At 43.3% G+C, this 17,164-nt stretch carries 16 protein-coding genes and 1 pseudogene; all 17 read right to left on the reverse strand.

Going from position 1 to position 17,164, the window contains the following annotated elements; all coding sequences use genetic code 11:
* Nucleotides 1-3 precede the first annotated feature (3 nt).
* Nucleotides 4-738: an ABC transporter ATP-binding protein gene (locus ACYIA1_RS21700; protein ID WP_008771942.1), complete on the reverse strand. Its 735-nt coding sequence runs from the start codon at nucleotides 736-738 to the stop codon at nucleotides 4-6.
* A gap of 44 nt (nucleotides 739-782) precedes the next feature.
* Nucleotides 783-1,703 (reverse strand): ABC transporter ATP-binding protein, encoded by a 921-nt coding sequence (locus tag ACYIA1_RS21705; RefSeq protein ID WP_480336385.1) that lies wholly within the window; start codon nucleotides 1,701-1,703, stop codon nucleotides 783-785.
* The gene (locus tag ACYIA1_RS21710) at nucleotides 1,681-2,571 is read right to left on the reverse strand and encodes an HlyD family secretion protein (protein WP_048927395.1); all 891 of its coding nucleotides are present in this window, start codon (nucleotides 2,569-2,571) and stop codon (nucleotides 1,681-1,683) included. Before ACYIA1_RS21710 ends, ACYIA1_RS21705 begins: the two co-directional genes overlap by 23 nt.
* A gap of 27 nt (nucleotides 2,572-2,598) precedes the next feature.
* Entirely contained in the window at nucleotides 2,599-3,885 is a 1,287-nt protein-coding gene (locus ACYIA1_RS21715; RefSeq protein WP_122382958.1) for a TolC family protein, read from the reverse strand.
* A gap of 37 nt (nucleotides 3,886-3,922) precedes the next feature.
* Entirely contained in the window at nucleotides 3,923-4,552 is a 630-nt protein-coding gene (locus tag ACYIA1_RS21720) for a TetR/AcrR family transcriptional regulator (RefSeq protein WP_005856435.1), read from the reverse strand.
* 132 nt (nucleotides 4,553-4,684) lie between these two features.
* A complete protein-coding gene (locus ACYIA1_RS21725; RefSeq protein ID WP_413640076.1) occupies nucleotides 4,685-5,689 on the reverse strand; it encodes a glycoside hydrolase family 43 protein in 1,005 nt (334 codons plus the stop codon).
* Between the two features lie 39 nt (nucleotides 5,690-5,728).
* Nucleotides 5,729-6,940, reverse strand: a complete 1,212-nt coding sequence (locus ACYIA1_RS21730) for an L-serine ammonia-lyase (protein WP_008771936.1) — start codon at nucleotides 6,938-6,940, stop codon at nucleotides 5,729-5,731.
* A gap of 27 nt (nucleotides 6,941-6,967) precedes the next feature.
* Entirely contained in the window at nucleotides 6,968-8,104 is a 1,137-nt protein-coding gene (locus tag ACYIA1_RS21735; protein WP_022192426.1) for an acyltransferase family protein, read from the reverse strand.
* A gap of 7 nt (nucleotides 8,105-8,111) precedes the next feature.
* The gene (locus ACYIA1_RS21740) at nucleotides 8,112-9,230 is read right to left on the reverse strand and encodes an acyltransferase family protein (RefSeq protein ID WP_480336386.1); all 1,119 of its coding nucleotides are present in this window, start codon (nucleotides 9,228-9,230) and stop codon (nucleotides 8,112-8,114) included.
* A 185-nt stretch (nucleotides 9,231-9,415) separates the two neighbouring features.
* Nucleotides 9,416-9,595 (reverse strand): annotated as a pseudogene (locus tag ACYIA1_RS21745) (AAA family ATPase); the annotation flags it as partial.
* Between the two features lie 230 nt (nucleotides 9,596-9,825).
* Nucleotides 9,826-10,578 carry a glycosyltransferase family 2 protein gene (locus ACYIA1_RS21750; protein ID WP_122369786.1) on the reverse strand — a complete coding sequence of 251 codons (753 nt, stop codon included), beginning with the start codon at nucleotides 10,576-10,578 and terminating at the stop codon, nucleotides 9,826-9,828.
* 15 nt (nucleotides 10,579-10,593) lie between these two features.
* Nucleotides 10,594-12,051, reverse strand: a complete 1,458-nt coding sequence (locus ACYIA1_RS21755) for a B12-binding domain-containing radical SAM protein (RefSeq protein ID WP_011966407.1) — start codon at nucleotides 12,049-12,051, stop codon at nucleotides 10,594-10,596.
* An 810-nt stretch (nucleotides 12,052-12,861) separates the two neighbouring features.
* Nucleotides 12,862-13,536 (reverse strand): hypothetical protein, encoded by a 675-nt coding sequence (locus ACYIA1_RS21760; RefSeq protein WP_102949687.1) that lies wholly within the window; start codon nucleotides 13,534-13,536, stop codon nucleotides 12,862-12,864.
* Nucleotides 13,537-13,543: 7 nt separating this feature from the next.
* Nucleotides 13,544-14,722 carry a CDP-glycerol glycerophosphotransferase family protein gene (locus tag ACYIA1_RS21765; protein ID WP_480336387.1) on the reverse strand — a complete coding sequence of 393 codons (1,179 nt, stop codon included), beginning with the start codon at nucleotides 14,720-14,722 and terminating at the stop codon, nucleotides 13,544-13,546.
* A 6-nt stretch (nucleotides 14,723-14,728) separates the two neighbouring features.
* Complete coding sequence (locus ACYIA1_RS21770) at nucleotides 14,729-15,400, reverse strand: ribulose-phosphate 3-epimerase (protein ID WP_057326346.1); 672 nt, start codon at nucleotides 15,398-15,400, stop codon at nucleotides 14,729-14,731.
* Nucleotides 15,393-16,436: a galactitol-1-phosphate 5-dehydrogenase gene (locus ACYIA1_RS21775; RefSeq protein ID WP_011966412.1), complete on the reverse strand. Its 1,044-nt coding sequence runs from the start codon at nucleotides 16,434-16,436 to the stop codon at nucleotides 15,393-15,395. Before ACYIA1_RS21775 ends, ACYIA1_RS21770 begins: the two co-directional genes overlap by 8 nt.
* Nucleotides 16,433-17,122: an IspD/TarI family cytidylyltransferase gene (locus ACYIA1_RS21780; RefSeq protein WP_011966413.1), complete on the reverse strand. Its 690-nt coding sequence runs from the start codon at nucleotides 17,120-17,122 to the stop codon at nucleotides 16,433-16,435. Before ACYIA1_RS21780 ends, ACYIA1_RS21775 begins: the two co-directional genes overlap by 4 nt.
* Nucleotides 17,123-17,164: the final 42 nt, after the last annotated feature.

A 17,164-nucleotide genomic window follows, 5' to 3' on the forward strand; every position in this document is an offset into this window, starting at 1 on the left:
CGTTTATTCTCCTCTCGTTGCTTTTCGAGCCAAGGCGTGGAAGACTTGGTTCATATTCGTTGTCTTAAAATCCCGTTTCAAGGCGGAGGGACTGTCTAACGCTTCGATCTTTCCGTCTACCATGATGGAGACACGGTTACAATACTCCGCCTCATCCATATAATGGGTGGTGACAAAGATCGTGATCCCCCGGGCAGCCGCTTCATAGATCAACTCCCAGAACTGGCGGCGGGTGACGGGATCGACGCCTCCGGTAGGCTCATCCAAGAAAACGATCTTGGGCTCATGGATGATCGCCACGGAGAAGGATAGCTTCTGCTTCCACCCCAAGGGCAGGGAATCGACCAAGGTGTTCCGCTCCTTTTCCAGCCCGAGGATATCCAGCAGCTCATCCGTTTTCTGGGACAGCTGCCGTTTAGACAAGCCGTAGATACCGCCGAAAAGACGGATATTCTCCCATACCTTTAGATCGCCGTATAGGGAGAATTTCTGGCTCATGTATCCGATATTCCGTTTGATGGACTCGCTCTCCCGGTAGACATCGAAACCGGCTACCCGGGCCTCGCCGGATGTCGGGGCCGACAAGCCGCAGAGCATACGCATGGCGGTGGTCTTCCCTGCCCCGTTTGCCCCGAGGAAGCCGAATATCTCGCCCGGCTCCACCTCGAAACTGATATGATCGACGGCGGTGAAGGTGCCGAAACGTTTGGTCAGTTGTTTTACTTCTATCGCTTTCATTTTTTATCCTTATTTCATAATTACAATGCCGCATTTCCCCTCTCTTACAAGGCCATGAAACAATCCTCAACGCTTGACTCAAGGCGTTCGATGCTTACGTCCGCGTAACCTTTGCCTTTCAGATATTCCTGTAATCGCCTCATGACATCCTCCCCATCCCTCCTCAACGTAAGATGATGAGCATCTCCAAAAGCGAAACACGAGTTTGTATCCGGGAACTCCCGCAAGTCTCCCAACAACTTATACATCGATGCGCATCGCACCGCGTATAGCCGCCTATCGAATGAGGTACGGATACCTACCGGCGTATCGATAGACAGGCATTCCCCAGAACGCACCAAAGCGATACGGTCGCAACGGGAGGCCTCATCCATATAAGGCGTAGAGACAAGTATCGTAATGCCTTGCCGTTTCAGACGATCCAGCATATCCCAGAACTCAGAGCGGGAGACAGGATCGACCCCCGTCGTAGGCTCATCCAAGAACAAGACATCCGGACGATGGATCAAGGCGCAACTCAAAGCCAGCTTCTGCTTCATACCACCGGACAGCTTCCCCGCCCGCCGATGCTTGAACGGCTCTATCTGACTATAGATATCCCGTACCAGATCGTAGTTCTCCTCGATCGTCGTATTGAAGACCGTAGCGAAGAAGTTCAAGTTCTCCTCTACTGTCAGGTCTTGGTAGAGCGAGAAGCGGCCGGGCATATATCCTACCCGCCGACGGATCTCCTTCAAGTCTTTCACCACGTCCAAGCCGCAGACAGAGGCGGTACCGCTATCGGCCAGCAACAACGTGGTCAGGATACGAAACAGGGTGGTCTTTCCCGCCCCATCCGGACCGATTAACCCGAACAACTCACCGGAGCCGATCTCCAGCGACAGATCCCGCAGGGCCTCGACATCGCCATAACGCTTGGTGATATGATTTATATGAATCTCGTTATTCATATTTAATCTCCCCATATTGCCCGATCTTCAGATAACCATCGTTGCGGACGGCGATCTTGATGGCATATACCAAATTAGCCCGTTCGTCCTTCGTCTGGATACCTTTCGGGGTAAACTCGGATTTATCGGAGATCCACGTGATCGTACCGGGGTATTCCCGGCGATCATTCCCATAGTCGGCGAAGACCTTGAGAGATTGCCCTAGTTTCAGGTGGGATAACTGATCCGCCGTCACATAGGCACGGAGATAAAGCAAGTCCGTATCGGCGATCTTGTAAAGCGGTTTGCCTGCCGCCGTCACCTCTCCCGGCTCGGCGTATTTCACCAATACCGTACCGGTCTGGGGATTGAGGATACGGCTTTTCATCAGTTGATCATCCAATTGCATGATCTGGTATTGCAGGCCCTCCGCCTCGGCGTCGGCAGCTCCCGTCGTCTTGCTTAAGGAGGAGTATTGGGCATCCAGTTGTTTCTGGAGATATTTGATGTTATTCACGATATCGTCTAGTTGCTTTTGGTTACCCGCTTTCGCACGCACCAAGTTTTCCTGTCGCTGTTGCTCGGTTTTAGCCGTGGCGATTTGTTGTTCCAAGACAGCGATCTGCTTACGGATATCCGGCTTGCGAATATCTACCGAGCGAAGGCTGGCAGAGAGTTGCATCTTCCGCAGAAAAAGCTGGGTGCTATCCACGTAACCCACGATGGCGCCGGCATCCAAGCGATCGCCCTCCTCGATATTCAGTTCCATGATCTTTCCGTTGGCTTCCGAAGATACCAAGATCTCGGTTGCCTCAAAGGTACCGGAAGCGTCAAAATCATTGTCTGTATTACCGCAAGCCGTCCATAGAAGGCTGCATAAGCTGATAAAAATCAAATGTCTCATAAATCAATTGTATTTGTCATACTCTATTTAATTCGTTGTATACATATAATTATAAATGGTCATCAAGCGCTGTACACGGTGCGCCGCGGCGGTTTGCCGGGCCATGTCCTCGGCGTTGATCTCCCGGATTAGGTCCGTGACAGAAATCACGCCATTCTCCAGCTTCACCTCCGCCGCCTGCTTGATGCTTGTTCTCAGACGGATGATATCGTCATCGGCACGCATCAGGTCCGTCATTTTCTTTATCTCCGTGTTTTGCTGCAAAAGTTGCAGGCGGGTATTGAATAAGAAGGTCTCCCGTTGCACATCAATCTGGCGACGGCTTACCTCGATCTTCCTCCGGTCGTTCTTCAGCGTGTACAACTTCCCCAGATTCCAAGAAAGACGGACACCGGCCACATAATAAGGCTCGAAACTATCCTCCAGCATGTTCAAGCCCGGCCGTCCGTAACCACCTTGTACGAAAGCTCCGATACGAGGCATCAAGCCCGCCGTTACCTGCTTGTTTTGCGTCTCAATCCATTCGCTCTTAGCATCCAAGGCCCGTAATTCCGGACGGTTGATTTGCGTGGACAATGAACGCTCGGGTGACTCCGGAGTCTTCAAGACGACTTGATCCGTCAACGGTTTATTGATAAAGGTCGCCAACATCTGCCGATATACCGTGCGAGACGCTCTTAGCTCAATCTCATTTTGGCGGGCATTCAGCAGTTCCACTTCCATACTTTCCAGATCCGATTGATTCGCCACGCCATTGTCCATCATCGCCTTGATACGCTCGATATTGACCTGCAACTCCTTTTGAAGCAAAGCGTTCTGACGTATCAACTCGTCTTGCAGCAGGCAACCGAAGTAGATTTGATTCACCCGGTCGTTCAGCGCATACAACTCACTTTCCAATTGCTCCCGGTTGGCGATCGCCTCGGCACGAGTCAAGGCACGGGCCGAACGGGTGCTACCGCCGTCCCAAATCGTCTGGTCCACCTGCGCCACGACTTGATACTGATCCTTGCTCAAGCTAGGGATCTCAAAGCCGGGAAGAAGCGAGGAGATCTTATCGCCATCCAAAGGCAACTTCGTCACGTCGCTCTGATAGCTTGCCTTACCGCTTACCGAAAGCTGGGGAAGCCAAGCCTTACCCACATTACTCAAGCTATAACGCTCCGTCTGATCGATCAAACCCATTTGATGAATCTGCGGATAATTCGCCCTCGCCCACTCGTAACATTGGGTGATCGTGACCGATTCCTGTCCGCTAACCCTTCCGGCATAACCCAACAGGCTAATTAACAATAATACATATACACCTCTCATATACTCTATGATATGTTTATTAAATTGAACAAATCCATCATCTGGCATCCGGGACCATCAGCTGGGTTATTACCTCGACGATCAAATCCCTGCGCCTATCCATATATTCCTCAAACCGCCCCATATCGTTATCCAAAAAAGCCGCCGCTAGTGGCTTGCGGATCAACAACGGGAAGACCACTAGGCTCACCAAGGTCGAAACCAAATCTATGACCGGCATCTTCCGTAGAAGCCCCTTGTCCATCTCCTCCTCTATCTGACGACGAAGACGCAAGATGGGCTGTATTTTTTTCGGATCTTTCAGCACGGTCTGGAATAAACGTTCCGGATCTCTGTTTAACTCGCCCACCACAAAATTCGGGAACATCGGGTTCGCACGAACAATTCCCATATACAGATCAACGATCACCGGCATTTTCTCCAGCATCGTACTCTTCTCATCCAAAACCCGATCGATGTTCGGCAACAATGAAGAAAGCAATTGCCCGAAAATAGCGTCGAACAGAATCTCTTTCGTCCTATAATAATAATGTAAGGCCGTCCTGCCAATACCCACTTCTGCCGCCACGTCACTCATGGTAGCCGCCTCGTACCCCTTTCGGACAAACACTCGCTTCGCCGCTTCTATGATGCGAGGCTCCATCTCATTCATGTCTTTCGCTTCCATAATTAAATGTTATTTTTTGTTTTGTCACTATCGTTTGTCATTATAGTTTGACATATGCGTCAAAAGTAGTATAAAAAAATTACATAGCAAGTAAAACCTAAGTTTTCTTGCTATGTAATCCTTCTTAAATAATTATTGGATCGTGCGAGCCTCAACTCCTTCGGTCGTAATCTCCACAGGATTGATCAATCCCTCCTCGTTAAATGTCATCTTCTCAATACAAGTCTCCCGGTGGTCACGTGTCTTGACCCCGGCCGGCCGGCGATGGTACACGATGTAGTAATCTTCCGAATTCGGCACATGCATGATCGAGTGGTGACCCGCTCCGTTGGCGATATCGAAATTTTGCCGCAAGACCTCCCCGATACGATTGAACGGGCCAAAAGGAGAATCGGAGATGGCGTAAGCGACCTTGTAATCCGGTCCGGTCCAACCACCCTCACTCCACATGAAGTAATATTTACCATTCTTCTTAAACATAAACGGGCCTTCCACGTAATCCTTGGGAGTTACCTCTTTATAAATCATTCCGTCCTCGAACGGTATAAGTCCGGTAAAGTCTTTATTCAAGCGTACCATGTTGCAGTGTTTCCAACCACCGTAATACATATAATACTCATCATTGTCAGCGTCGTGGAAAACAAACTGGTCGATCGGCTGCGCCCCGTTCACGATCTCGTTGATCAGCGGCTTACCCAGCAAATCCTTATAAGGCCCTTCCGGACGATCGCTCACGGCAACACCGATGCCTCCGATCTCTCCCTCATGCACGTCATTCGCCCCGAAGAAAAGATAATACTTGCCATCCTTGTTGATTACCGAAGGAGCCCACATAGCGATCTTCGCCCATTTCACCTCTGCCGTATCAAGAATGGCGGTATGCTTGGTCCAATTCACCAAATCCTTGGAAGAGAAGCAATCGAAGAAGGTTTGCTTCTCATATAAATCACTCGTAGTCGGGTAAATCCAATAGGTATCCCCGTAAATAATTCCCTCCGGATCGGCGTACCAACCCTCGAACACAGGATTACCACTCTTCGCTACCTCTTCATTTGGAGCCTGTTTAGGGCCACCACAGGACATCAAGGCACCGGCCATCAATACAGTGTAAAACAGGCTTTTCTTTCCGTTTATCATCAATAGTAGATTATTTATTAGTAAATCAAATAGTATCTTTTAATTATTCGAGTTCTCCATGTTCTTCGCCAAACCACCTTCCGAGGTCTCCTTATAAAGACTGGGCAAATCATTACCTGTCTGGCGCATCACCTCAACCACCTGATCAAAACTTACCCGGTGTTTTCCGTCGGAGAAGTTCGAGAACGTATTCGCGTCAAGCGCACGGGCAGCGGCAAAAGCGTTTCGCTCGATACAAGGGATTTGCACCAAGCCACAAACAGGATCGCAAGTCAATCCCAAGTGATGCTCCAATCCCATCTCGGCGGCATACTCGATCTGCGCGGGCGTACCACCAAACAACTGACTAGCGGCAGCGGCAGCCATAGCGCAAGCCACGCCAACCTCACCTTGGCAACCTACCTCTGCCCCCGATACGGAGGCATTCGTACGCACCACATTTCCAAACAAGCCTGCCGTAGCCAACGCACGCAATATACGGGAATCACGGAACTCACGCGTCTCCTTCAAGTGATAAAGGACCGCAGGCATTACACCGCAAGAACCACAAGTCGGAGCGGTCACGATCTTCCCACCGCACGCGTTCTCCTCAGACACCGCCAAGGCATAGGCATACACCATTCCCCGGCTCTTGATACTGCTGCCATAACCTTTCGCACGGATCATATAATCGGAAGCCTTACGACGAATGCCCAAACCTCCCGGCAAGATGCCTTCCGCTTCCAGGCCACGACGAACCGCATCCTGCATCACTTCCCATACCTCAGCCAGATAATCCCAGATAGAAGGGCCTTCGTGCTGCTCGACATATTCCCAATAGGAATGGCCAGTCTTCTCACACCAAGCCTGTATCTCCTTGATCGTATGCATATCGTATACTTGCTCCGTCCTCAACTCATTGAAAGACTCGTTCGCCAAGGTTCCCCCGCCGATACTATATACGGTCCACGTATCCAGCTCCTCGCCACTCTCATTATACGACTCGAACAACATCCCGTTCGGGTGGAACGGCAAGAAAGTCTTGGGTTCCCAAGTAATATTTGTCTTCGCGACCGGCTGTAGTACCTCAAGAATAGCTGCGTCCGTCATATGGCCTTTTCCCGTAGCCGCCAGACTACCATATAAGGTTACGTTAAAACGAACAGCGCCCCGGTTACGTTCCAAGAACATTTGTGCCGCACGCATCGGCCCCATAGTATGACTACTTGAAGGGCCATGACCCATCCGGTATATTTGTTTGATTGATTCCATCTTTCTTCGATCTAAGTTTTCTTGTTTCTATACTTTAAGGAAAATATTATGTTTATAAAACGCATACAAAAGTACATAAATTACCGATACATTGCACATGGCAATGAGCACCGGATAATAATTTCCTAAATATTGCTGGGTTCCGAAAAACAAGGATTCGCCGATACACCTAAAACTTACCACGTTAGTGAGCATATAAGCCAGTATTGAATTCATGCCATACACTTTCAGCCAAGTCGTATACTTTCGATGCCCTTTATAGTCGATCCAATAATAGAACAACCCCATAAGCAAGAAACAGTACCCACTGCTCACCAATACCATCGAACTAGTCCACAGTTTCTTAATAACGGGAAGCTCGATACCCCAAAGCCATCCGGCGATAACCATACCCAGACCAATACCGAATAACATCCGTAATTTGAGCCGCTCGGAATATAATTTGTTCTTTAGGATATATCCGGCGAACAACCCAGTCAACACGGTTACCCCGAAATTCAAGCTGCTCAGTATCCATGTATAACGATACCAAGTAGCGAATATCACCTCCCCGTTCTCCACCGTCGCCCCATCCCGGAGACGTCCCAGTACGGTGCGGTCGATCCATTCGGCCAAATTACTATCCGGTGTGTACGAACCTCCCCCATAGTTACCGACCGTAATAAACTCCATCGTTCCCCAAAAGATTAATAAAAGAGCTGCCGCAATACCGATCTGTACCCGTATCCTTACATGCAAGAATAACAAGGAAGCAATCAAATACCCCATAGCGATCGACTGCAAAGTATTTGAATACAGATAAACCCGGTCCGGGTCCAAAGCCAATAAATTACCTTGGCACATCATACCGAAGACCCAAAGCAGTAGCACCCGTTTCCCGATCCGCCGATATACCGCCATCTTATCGGGCATATCCTTATAACGAGACAAAGAGAAAGGCATGGAAACTCCCGCCATGAATAAAAATAAGGGCATCACGAGATCCCACGTAGAGAATCCCTCCCATTCCACATGCGAGAATCCCCACATAAAAGAATTAAACCAAGGCATATCGATCGCATGGGCCAGCGGATGCAACACCATCTCCAACACCACTAAGCAAAAAAGGTCGAAGCCACGGAGTACGTCCAATGACTCCAACCGATTTAATTTCTTCTTCTCCATCCGTCTATTATACTTTCAAGAAAATACGTTGGCGATATAAGAAATACAAGAATCCCCAACAAACAGCGATATATGCGATAGCGCTAACCAAAGGCTGGGCGGTCTCGGGCATCAACTTCGCCAACCCTCCGAATACAGACTCGGAAGTATAGGAGAAACGGATGAAACGCTGTGCCAAATAGATCGTAATAGAGTTCATGCCGATCACGGTAAAAAACAAGGTCCATTTACGCCACCCCAATACGTCTATGATATAGAAGAACAAAGCAAACATCCAAACGGAATAAGCGCCTACCACACAGACAAAGGAACTTGTCCATAGCTTCTTATTGATAGGGAAGACCAAGCTCCATAACAAGCCGACGATCAACAATACAGCTCCCGCTCCTACTAAACAAAGCACTTTATTTCGGTCGGTCAGCCCCTCTTTCCGTAACTTAATCCATTCACCAGTGAACATACCCAACATTGCCGTGGCAATCGCAGGGACGGTGGAGAATAAACCCTCCGGATCAAAAACAGTCTCGTGCAAACGTCCGGGAAGAAACAGGCGGTCAATATACCCTACCAAGTTTCCCTCGAGCGTGAATGGCCCCGCTCCACCGGCGTCCGGCACAGGCACAAAAGCCATCGCCAGCCAATAGCCAACCAAGATAAGAACCGTTATCCCCGCACGCACTTTCCAACCGAAACGGACAAACAACAAGGCCGCGAACATCCATCCCAACCCGATACGCGCCAGCACGCTCGCACAACGCAGGTGGTCAAATTCAAACGACAATAGCCCGTTATATACCAATCCCAAGAAAACTAAGGTAATCCCCCGACGGACGATCTTCTTGTAAATCGCCCCTTCCGTCATACCTTTTCCTCGTTGCTTCTCTAGTGAGAACGGAAACGAGATACCCGCAATAAAGAGGAACAATGGGAAGATCGTGTCGTGATGCGCCAATCCGTTCCATTCCACATGTTCCATCTGCCCGGCTATCGCCTGAAAAAAAGGATTCGGAAACAATGTCGCCAAAGCGACAAATAAAGAAGCACCGCCCATAATAAAGAGCATGTCAAAACCCCTAAGGGCATCCAATGATTGCAACCGCTGGGGTTGTTGTTTTTGTTTTTCCATATAATCTATTTACATTTAAAGTCAACACAAATATACTCAAACTCACTTACATACGAATGGGGTTTGACATAAAAGACGCTCCTAATCTTTCCCCTCGCATTTAGCCTCCAGTTTTTCAGCGTACGCCTCTTTCCTCATCAGATATAGATGAATAAAAAGGAGTTATAAAGTTCAGAAAACCATAGCGCTTCTAGCGTAGATATCAATAAACTTTTCCCAAAACGGCGAGGACGACTCAGAAAGTAAGGCTTACCTTTCGTCACCAATTGGTAAATCAAGGCAGTCTTATCCACATATAAATAGTTCTCATTCCGAATATTTTCGAAACTCTGTATTCCTATCGGTAATTTACGCATAGTCGTCATAACCTTTTTTCTTACCACACCTGTTGTTGAACAAAGATAGAACTTTTTTCCGGAACAAGTCTCCGATTATAGTTTTCATTCTATGAAATACTCAATTTTTTCTACACTAATAGAGGGCAATATTTTACTTTCCATAAGCTGGAAGTAGAATATCGCCCTCTATTTTACAAGACAGTTTGTCTATGAGTAAGCACTAGATCTAAGGCATACAAATATTTCACTGAGTAAGATCACCTCATAGCCTTAGCAAAAGCTCTAATCGCATAATGAATAAAATAATAAACAGCCTTATACACCGGCAAATCCATCTCATTTCTCAAAATGTTCCACTGCCAACGCATGGCTTTTAATTTATTCGAAGAGACCGAATGGTCACTAACTCGGTAAAGAGCCGTCACCGTATTTGTGTTCTGCGCTTTATACCCTTGCTTTAAGATAGAAAGCCAACATACATAATCCTCATGCCCAATTTCCTTGAAAAATATCTTTCCCGTCAAGGCTGAATCATACATGGCTGTCAAGCATCCTATACAATTCCCTTTCAACAACAAACGATAATCAACCTCACAAGGAGCCATTACCTCACGCCCGCATCGCTCTCCGCCTAGACTTACTTTCTCATAGTTAGAGAAAACAATAGCGACCTCGGATTTCTCGAAGACTTTTAACTGATCGCTTAGCTTATTCGGTAACCATATATCATCGCTATCCAAGAAAGCAATATACCGTCCTTTCGCTTCCTTTATTCCCATATTACGGGGTAACGTAGGCGAACCGGATGGTTTATCCGTCCGTAAATATCGAATACGGGAATCTATTCTCGCATACTTTTGAATGATTGAGAGTGAATCATCACTAGAACAATCATCCACAATAATCATCTCCCAATCCCCAAACGATTGAGCCAATACGGACTCAATCGCTTGGGATATAAAAGGAGCCGCATTATAACACGGGGTTATAATGGATACAAGAGGCAACACGTTAAATACAAATGATTATTTAAATAAATAACGTTTCAACTTAGCGAATGCCTTAAGCGAACGTTTCAAGTCTGAAGGATTACGCAAACCGACTCTCAGCCTGTGTAAAATGTAACTGGCACGTAAATAATATTTCTTCCGTGCCCTATTACAGAAATCAACCATTTCCCCTGCGGAAAGATCCGGTAAAGACAATACGGTGTTATGTGTACCATCCGGCAAACAATACTTCTCATAATCCGTCTCTATATAGTTATTTTCCCTCGCCCACTGATAAGCCTCCGTACCGGGATAAGGTATCAACGGGAAAAACTGGGCGGTATCCGTATTCAACCTTAACGCTAACCGAAGAGTCTCTTCCATGGTTTCCCGGGTTTCGCCTTGGTTACCGACCATATAACAAGCATGTATTAACAAACCCGCCTTTTTAGCGTTGGCAACATACTGATAGAAATATTCCACCTTCGTTCCTTTCTTGATGTTATCCAATATCTGTTGGCTACCACTCTCTATACCCGGAATAATCAAACGACATCCGGCCTTTTTCATAGCCAACATCGTTTCCAAATCAAGGTCTACACGAGCATTACATAACCATTTCAGCCGTTTATTCAATTTCTTTTCCACTAACAAACGACAAATGTCCAATACTCGCTTCTTATTGGCTGTAAATGTATCATCTTCGATTACTACCTCTTTCACATCTGGGAAATTAGCGGCAATGTATTCGAACTCGGCCACCACATTCTCTGCGGATCGTGCCCGAAAAGCATGCCCATGCATCGTTTGCGGATAGACACAGAAATTACAACGAAAGGGACATCCACGCCCGGTAAATATCTGGATAGAGGGATATGTGGCAGCAGCGAAAAAGTAATCCCTCTCATTTAAATGTTCCTTGATAAATTGTGAGGCAAAAGGAAGATCATCCAAATTCTTCATCGGTGGCATAGGCGCGGTTCGTACAAACTCCTTCCCGTCCCAAAAACAAAGCCCTCGAACCTCCCGCAGATCCTTTCCTGCGTCCAGAACATTCGCTAGCTCATTCACGATACAATCATATTCCCCAATAGCGACCGCATCCACCGCATTCGAATAACCCAACGTCTCTTCTGCGCAAGCCGAAGGATGAGTCCCCACAAGCACGACAAACGAGTGAGGATACAATGCCTTCAGCTTCCCGGCAAAAGCAACGTCACTTTTAATGGAAGGCGTACTTGTATCTAAAACAAACAATGAATGCTCATTATCCGTCTTCCGAATAATGTTTAAAGACTGTTCCTCATTTAACTGTTTAGCTGGAGCATCCAAAAAAGAGACATTATGTCCCTGTTTGCTTGAATACAAAGCCGCATAAATCAGCCATAGAGGATAATATAAAGCCCCACTTTTCGTAATTGCCGGACTACGGGATTCTCTGGAGAACTTCCCGAATTCGGCTTTGAAAGGGGGATTGATGAAATAGATGTTCATAATAAATCTATCGGGTTCTTAGTTTGTTAAACATATATATCGCTGTTCTGAATGACAGAACATAAAGCATAATCAGTAAATAGTAAAAAGGGAAGAATGAGATTCTATACAAAACAGCTGAAACCAAAAGCAGCAGAAAATAAGCGATGACTCTGAATCCATACAATCTGGATACATCGTAGCGGATAATATATTTCCGAAAACAAATATTGGTTGTTATATAAGGAGGCTTGGACGATTTAAACTCTAATGTTCGTACAAATGAATGTATCAGCAATAATAACACTAATAGAGAAACGGATATGTTCTCGGGAAACAACAGGAAAGGGATAATGTAACGCAAACTTGAAAGAATGAAGTACAAAAACATCTTTACATATCCACTAAGACTATTGTACAGCAAGAACGAGATGAGCAACACCAATAACCCCACGGCAAAATAGATAGTGTGCGCATGGGGGAAAAAGAAATGGAGCATCGTTAAAAATGCAATTGTCTGGATAATACGGGAAATATACACCACTCGCTTATGCTGATAATAAAAATCCAGTTCCGTCCCGTTGAGTCTCCATGTCGGACTGTCATCCCTTTTGACTGTCTCCGTATCATTCTGAATATAGCCTATTTCATACACACATTCTACTATTAGCAGCGTTGATAATGACAAAGCCAACGTCTGAACGGTAAAACCCGTTTGCATTCCGTACAAAAAGACGATGGGCAGCAGATGGGTAAAAAACAACGATACGACCGCATGAGGCCTTGTCCGAAACAAATAGACCAAGGGGACGCAGAACAACGTAAAGTACTTTAAATACATATAGATTTAATTTTTAATGATTTAGGACAAATATAATCTCCCAATATATTATCTCCTATATGAAGAACATCCTGAGTTCTATAGCCTGTATTTTTCAAAACAAACCGAAACATATTACCTGTAGATTTCAATACACCAGTAGCAGATGAAACATATAATTTAGAATGATACCGGTAACCATTGGCATATAATATTTCTTCTATAAAACCAACAGGAAGATACATATCCGAAATAATAATAACTTCTTTCCTTAAAAAGGCAGCATAATCATATAAGGCTTTTATTTCCTGCCTTGCTGAAAGCTCAATGCGTTCTATCTTCAATTCCAATTGGAGCAACAAATCTCTTACCTCTTTATCGTAAGGTAGCATATTATAAATGGAATAGATATTCGTTTCCTCAGTTAAAGATTGTTTTTTGGATTTCAATTCAGCTTCTATTCTTATTTGCTTAAAGCCCCGAATCGGAATTGAACTCAATTTATTATATTCTTTTTCCACTAGGTCGAATACATCTGAAGGAGTTGATACTTTCCTTTGTAAAAGAGTATCAAAAATATCAAAAGAAATCACAGAGTATTTATTGATCGCTTTCTTTATCCGATTCAGATCCGATTCTATCACACATCTACAAAGGACACTTTGTAATAATTCTTTAACTCTCATAATAAAGTTAGTGATCAATATGTGAAAGTATAATTTTAGCGACCTCCTCTGTGGCTGTCCCTTTCTCATAAGAACCTAGATTTTCATGATGTCGTATCATAGCTTGCTTAAACTTATTCTCATCAAAAGCCTCTATCTGTTTTCTCAATTCCTCATTTGTCTTGCAAATAGGGAATCCCCACTCTTCTATAGGTGTATAGAAGTCTGTTTTTTTCTTATATTCTTCTAAATCAGGAGTAAAAAGAAAACAAGGGCGATAGGTAAATGAATAATCCCAAACGCTCGATGAATAGTCTGTTATTAACATATCTGCAGTACATAACAAATCTTGCATTTCTGGATAGTCTGAAACATCTCTTACAGTGGACGTATATTCATGCATTTTTGAATTAAACGAAAGACTATTAAATAAACACATATGATATCTTAAAAATAGAATGACTCTTTTTGCAGCAAAGCGTTTTTTTACAGCTTCCAATAATTCATTTTCTTTCAAACTCCAATCATAAGACGGACTTGATGTCGTGTTTCTAAAAGTTGGTGCATACAATACGACAAAATCAGATTGTTTAATATTAAATCTATCACGAATACAATTTGACAATTCATTCATTTTTTGAGCACTAAAAAACACATCATTTCTAGGTAATCCTAATTTAACAAATTTATCCTCATGCAAATTCCACGCAGAACTCATACATTTTGTAGTAGAATAGCTCGATGATAAAAAATAAGAAGTAGCCTTAGAGAAATGCAAAATTGATCTATTATATAACCACTGACATCTTCCAATGTCATAAAAATCTTTTTCTATTTTCTTATACGCTCCTCCTGCATGCCAAGTATTAATAACTATTTGGGTCTTTCGAAAAGGAATATAATCATATCCTCCAATATTTGTTATATAAACTTTTGCAGTCATTAAATATTTAAAATAACTTAAAAAAAATCTCTTAACACACTTAATATCAGCATATTCATTATTGCATTTCGGCTTAACACTCCAAGCAATCTCAACATTACTACCTACTATTTTCTCAATATTATCATAAATATAAAATGGATTGCAACAAATTCTTTCACCTGAATAACTTTCAAATAACACCCTATTTGACTTTACTCTAAACACATAGAATACACGCAAGAGAAATCGTAAGACTTCTTTTACACAAAGCTTAAGTATCATAAATTACTATTTTATATATGACATAAATAAAGGAATCGTATCTTGTAGAATACATCCTTGTTTAAAAATTCCGGCTGTTCCTCCCACGAAAATAGAGGCTCCCAATTGACGCATATATTTCGCTCTCTCAGTACTGACACTTCCATCTACACATATTTCTACATTTCCATAATTATGTTGATCCAAATATTGACGAGTTTCACCTACTTTTTCCATCATTCCATGAATCATCATTGTTCCAGCAAATCCGGGTACAATAAGCATCAATAATATAACATCAACATAAGGGAGATATTTACGTACCTCATCTATAGAAGTATCCGGATTTAAGGCTAATCCAAATTTCGCACCCCTCTGTTTAATAAAAGCCGCATTCTCCAAAACACTTTCTTTACATTCACTATGAATAGATACAATATCCCCATCTCTAATGTCCATTGAACGGATAATTGTACGAGGATGTTCCATAAGCAAGTGAATATCAACTGGAAGACTCGTAATCTTTCGAATAGAATTAACCACATCAGGACCAAATGTAAGATTTGGGACAAATGCAGCGTCCATTATATCTACATGTAAATAATCAACTCCATTTTCTTCTAAAATATGGATGTCACGCTCCAAGTTTACCAAGTCAGCACACATAAGCGAAACGGATAATTTAGATATTCTATTCATGATCTACCAACATTACTTTATTTGAATAAATAGAATTATCACGCATAAGCATCAAGCCTTCCATTAACTGGCTAAAATCCAAACGATGGGTAATCAATCTTTTGAGATCCAATTTTTCATTCTCCAACCAATATAAAACTTGAGTCCAATCATTATCATTGATGCCAAAACTAGAGTTCCAAGTACCATAAATCTGCAATTGCTTTCGCAATAGTTTCCAATAAAAATCTTTCTCTAAAGTCATATCATCAATTGGATTACCTAAAGCAACAATAGTACCCGAAGATTTCACTATTTTCAAGCTAGTATTGAACGACATAGATGCCCCAGTCCCCTCAAAAACAATATCGGCTCCGGAGCTATCTATATTCCTTGATACCCATTCAGATACATCTGAAGTAGTAGAATTACAGATATTCTCTACCCCATAAGTCTTTGCAAAATCCAACTTTGTTTGAGTCCTACCTACTAATACCACTTTTGATGCTCCCAAAAGTTTTACCATTTGAGATAATATCATCCCAATTGTTCCTGGACCGATAACAACAACTGTATCTCCTTTTTTAAAACCAGATCGTTTTAATGCATGTAAGGCAACCGCTGCTGGTTCTAGCATAGCCGCTTCTTCATAACAAACGCAATCCGGAATCTCCAAGAGATTCCAAACAGGAACAGCAACATATTCCGCAAAACCCCCATTACATCTTGATCCTAAGTAATCATAATTCGAACATAATTCATATTCCTTATTTTTACAATTATTACACTTAAAACAAGGTTTCAAAGGGAAAACAGACACTCGCTTACCCAACCAAGATAAATATGTTGAACTTCCAATATCACTAACTACACCTGAAAATTCATGACCTATAACAGTAGGAAAATGATATGTTCCAGTTTTAAATACTCTAGCAATATCCGATCCACAAATCCCAGCCGCCTTAACTTTAACTAATACTTCATCTGATTTTAATCTAGGCAGTGGTATATTCGTATACTTTAAATCACCTATACCAAATAACACATTTGCTTTCATTTTTCCAACAATAATTTTAAACGAACTAAATCCTCCGGTACCGTTACTTTAAAATTTCGTTCATCACCTTTTATTAACTTTACTTTCATTCCTGCCTTATAAGCTATTTCTGCACTTCCTCTCACCAGTAACAATTCTTCCCTATTCATAGACTTACAAGCATTTATATATTTCCCTAATTTAAAAGCTTCAGGAGCTTGTCCTGCAAATAATATATCTCTATTAAGGACAGAAGATATGCTCAGTCCATCATAACTTTCATATATCGTATCCTTCATTGGTAAAACAGGCATAGCCCCATCATATTTTTGGCATACATTGATACATTCATCAATAAGTACATCTGTTACAAGTGGGCGTGCTGCATCATGAATAATAACAATATCAGATGGGGCATAAAACATTTCTGCCACCTTTAACGCATTGAATATCGTATATTGCCGACTTTCTCCTGAAATAGCAAAATGAATAGGGATATCAAAACTATTAGTTTCATCTTCCAGAATTCGTTTCCATTTCGGATCTATAGCGATAATAAGGCCATCTATGTGCTTATTACACACAAAACATTCTAAACTATAAGATATTATCATTTTTCCATGTATCTTCAAATATTGTTTAGGTATATCACACTCCATACGAGATCCAGATCCACCGGATAATATTATCGCAACATTTCTAGTCATAATCACTTTATAATAAATACAAGAACAACACTATCTAATAAA

Source organism: Parabacteroides sp. KHUB-02 (assembly GCF_056640955.1).

Coding starts and splice junctions, on each gene's coding strand:
- ACYIA1_RS21710 (WP_048927395.1), bottom strand. CDS start 2,571: ATGAGACATTTGATTTTTATCAGCTTATGCAGCCTTCTATGGACGGCT.
- ACYIA1_RS21760 (WP_102949687.1), bottom strand. CDS start 13,536: ATGAGAGTTAAAGAATTATTACAAAGTGTCCTTTGTAGATGTGTGATA.
- ACYIA1_RS21715 (WP_122382958.1), bottom strand. CDS start 3,885: ATGAGAGGTGTATATGTATTATTGTTAATTAGCCTGTTGGGTTATGCC.
- ACYIA1_RS21730 (WP_008771936.1), bottom strand. CDS start 6,940: ATGGAATCAATCAAACAAATATACCGGATGGGTCATGGCCCTTCAAGT.
- ACYIA1_RS21755 (WP_011966407.1), bottom strand. CDS start 12,051: ATGAACATCTATTTCATCAATCCCCCTTTCAAAGCCGAATTCGGGAAG.
- ACYIA1_RS21735 (WP_022192426.1), bottom strand. CDS start 8,104: ATGGAGAAGAAGAAATTAAATCGGTTGGAGTCATTGGACGTACTCCGT.
- ACYIA1_RS21770 (WP_057326346.1), bottom strand. CDS start 15,400: ATGAATAGAATATCTAAATTATCCGTTTCGCTTATGTGTGCTGACTTG.
- ACYIA1_RS21705 (WP_480336385.1), bottom strand. CDS start 1,703: ATGGGGAGATTAAATATGAATAACGAGATTCATATAAATCATATCACC.
- ACYIA1_RS21725 (WP_413640076.1), bottom strand. CDS start 5,689: ATGATAAACGGAAAGAAAAGCCTGTTTTACACTGTATTGATGGCCGGT.
- ACYIA1_RS21775 (WP_011966412.1), bottom strand. CDS start 16,436: ATGAAAGCAAATGTGTTATTTGGTATAGGTGATTTAAAGTATACGAAT.
- ACYIA1_RS21700 (WP_008771942.1), bottom strand. CDS start 738: ATGAAAGCGATAGAAGTAAAACAACTGACCAAACGTTTCGGCACCTTC.
- ACYIA1_RS21740 (WP_480336386.1), bottom strand. CDS start 9,230: ATGGAAAAACAAAAACAACAACCCCAGCGGTTGCAATCATTGGATGCC.
- ACYIA1_RS21780 (WP_011966413.1), bottom strand. CDS start 17,122: ATGACTAGAAATGTTGCGATAATATTATCCGGTGGATCTGGATCTCGT.
- ACYIA1_RS21765 (WP_480336387.1), bottom strand. CDS start 14,722: ATGATACTTAAGCTTTGTGTAAAAGAAGTCTTACGATTTCTCTTGCGT.
- ACYIA1_RS21720 (WP_005856435.1), bottom strand. CDS start 4,552: ATGGAAGCGAAAGACATGAATGAGATGGAGCCTCGCATCATAGAAGCG.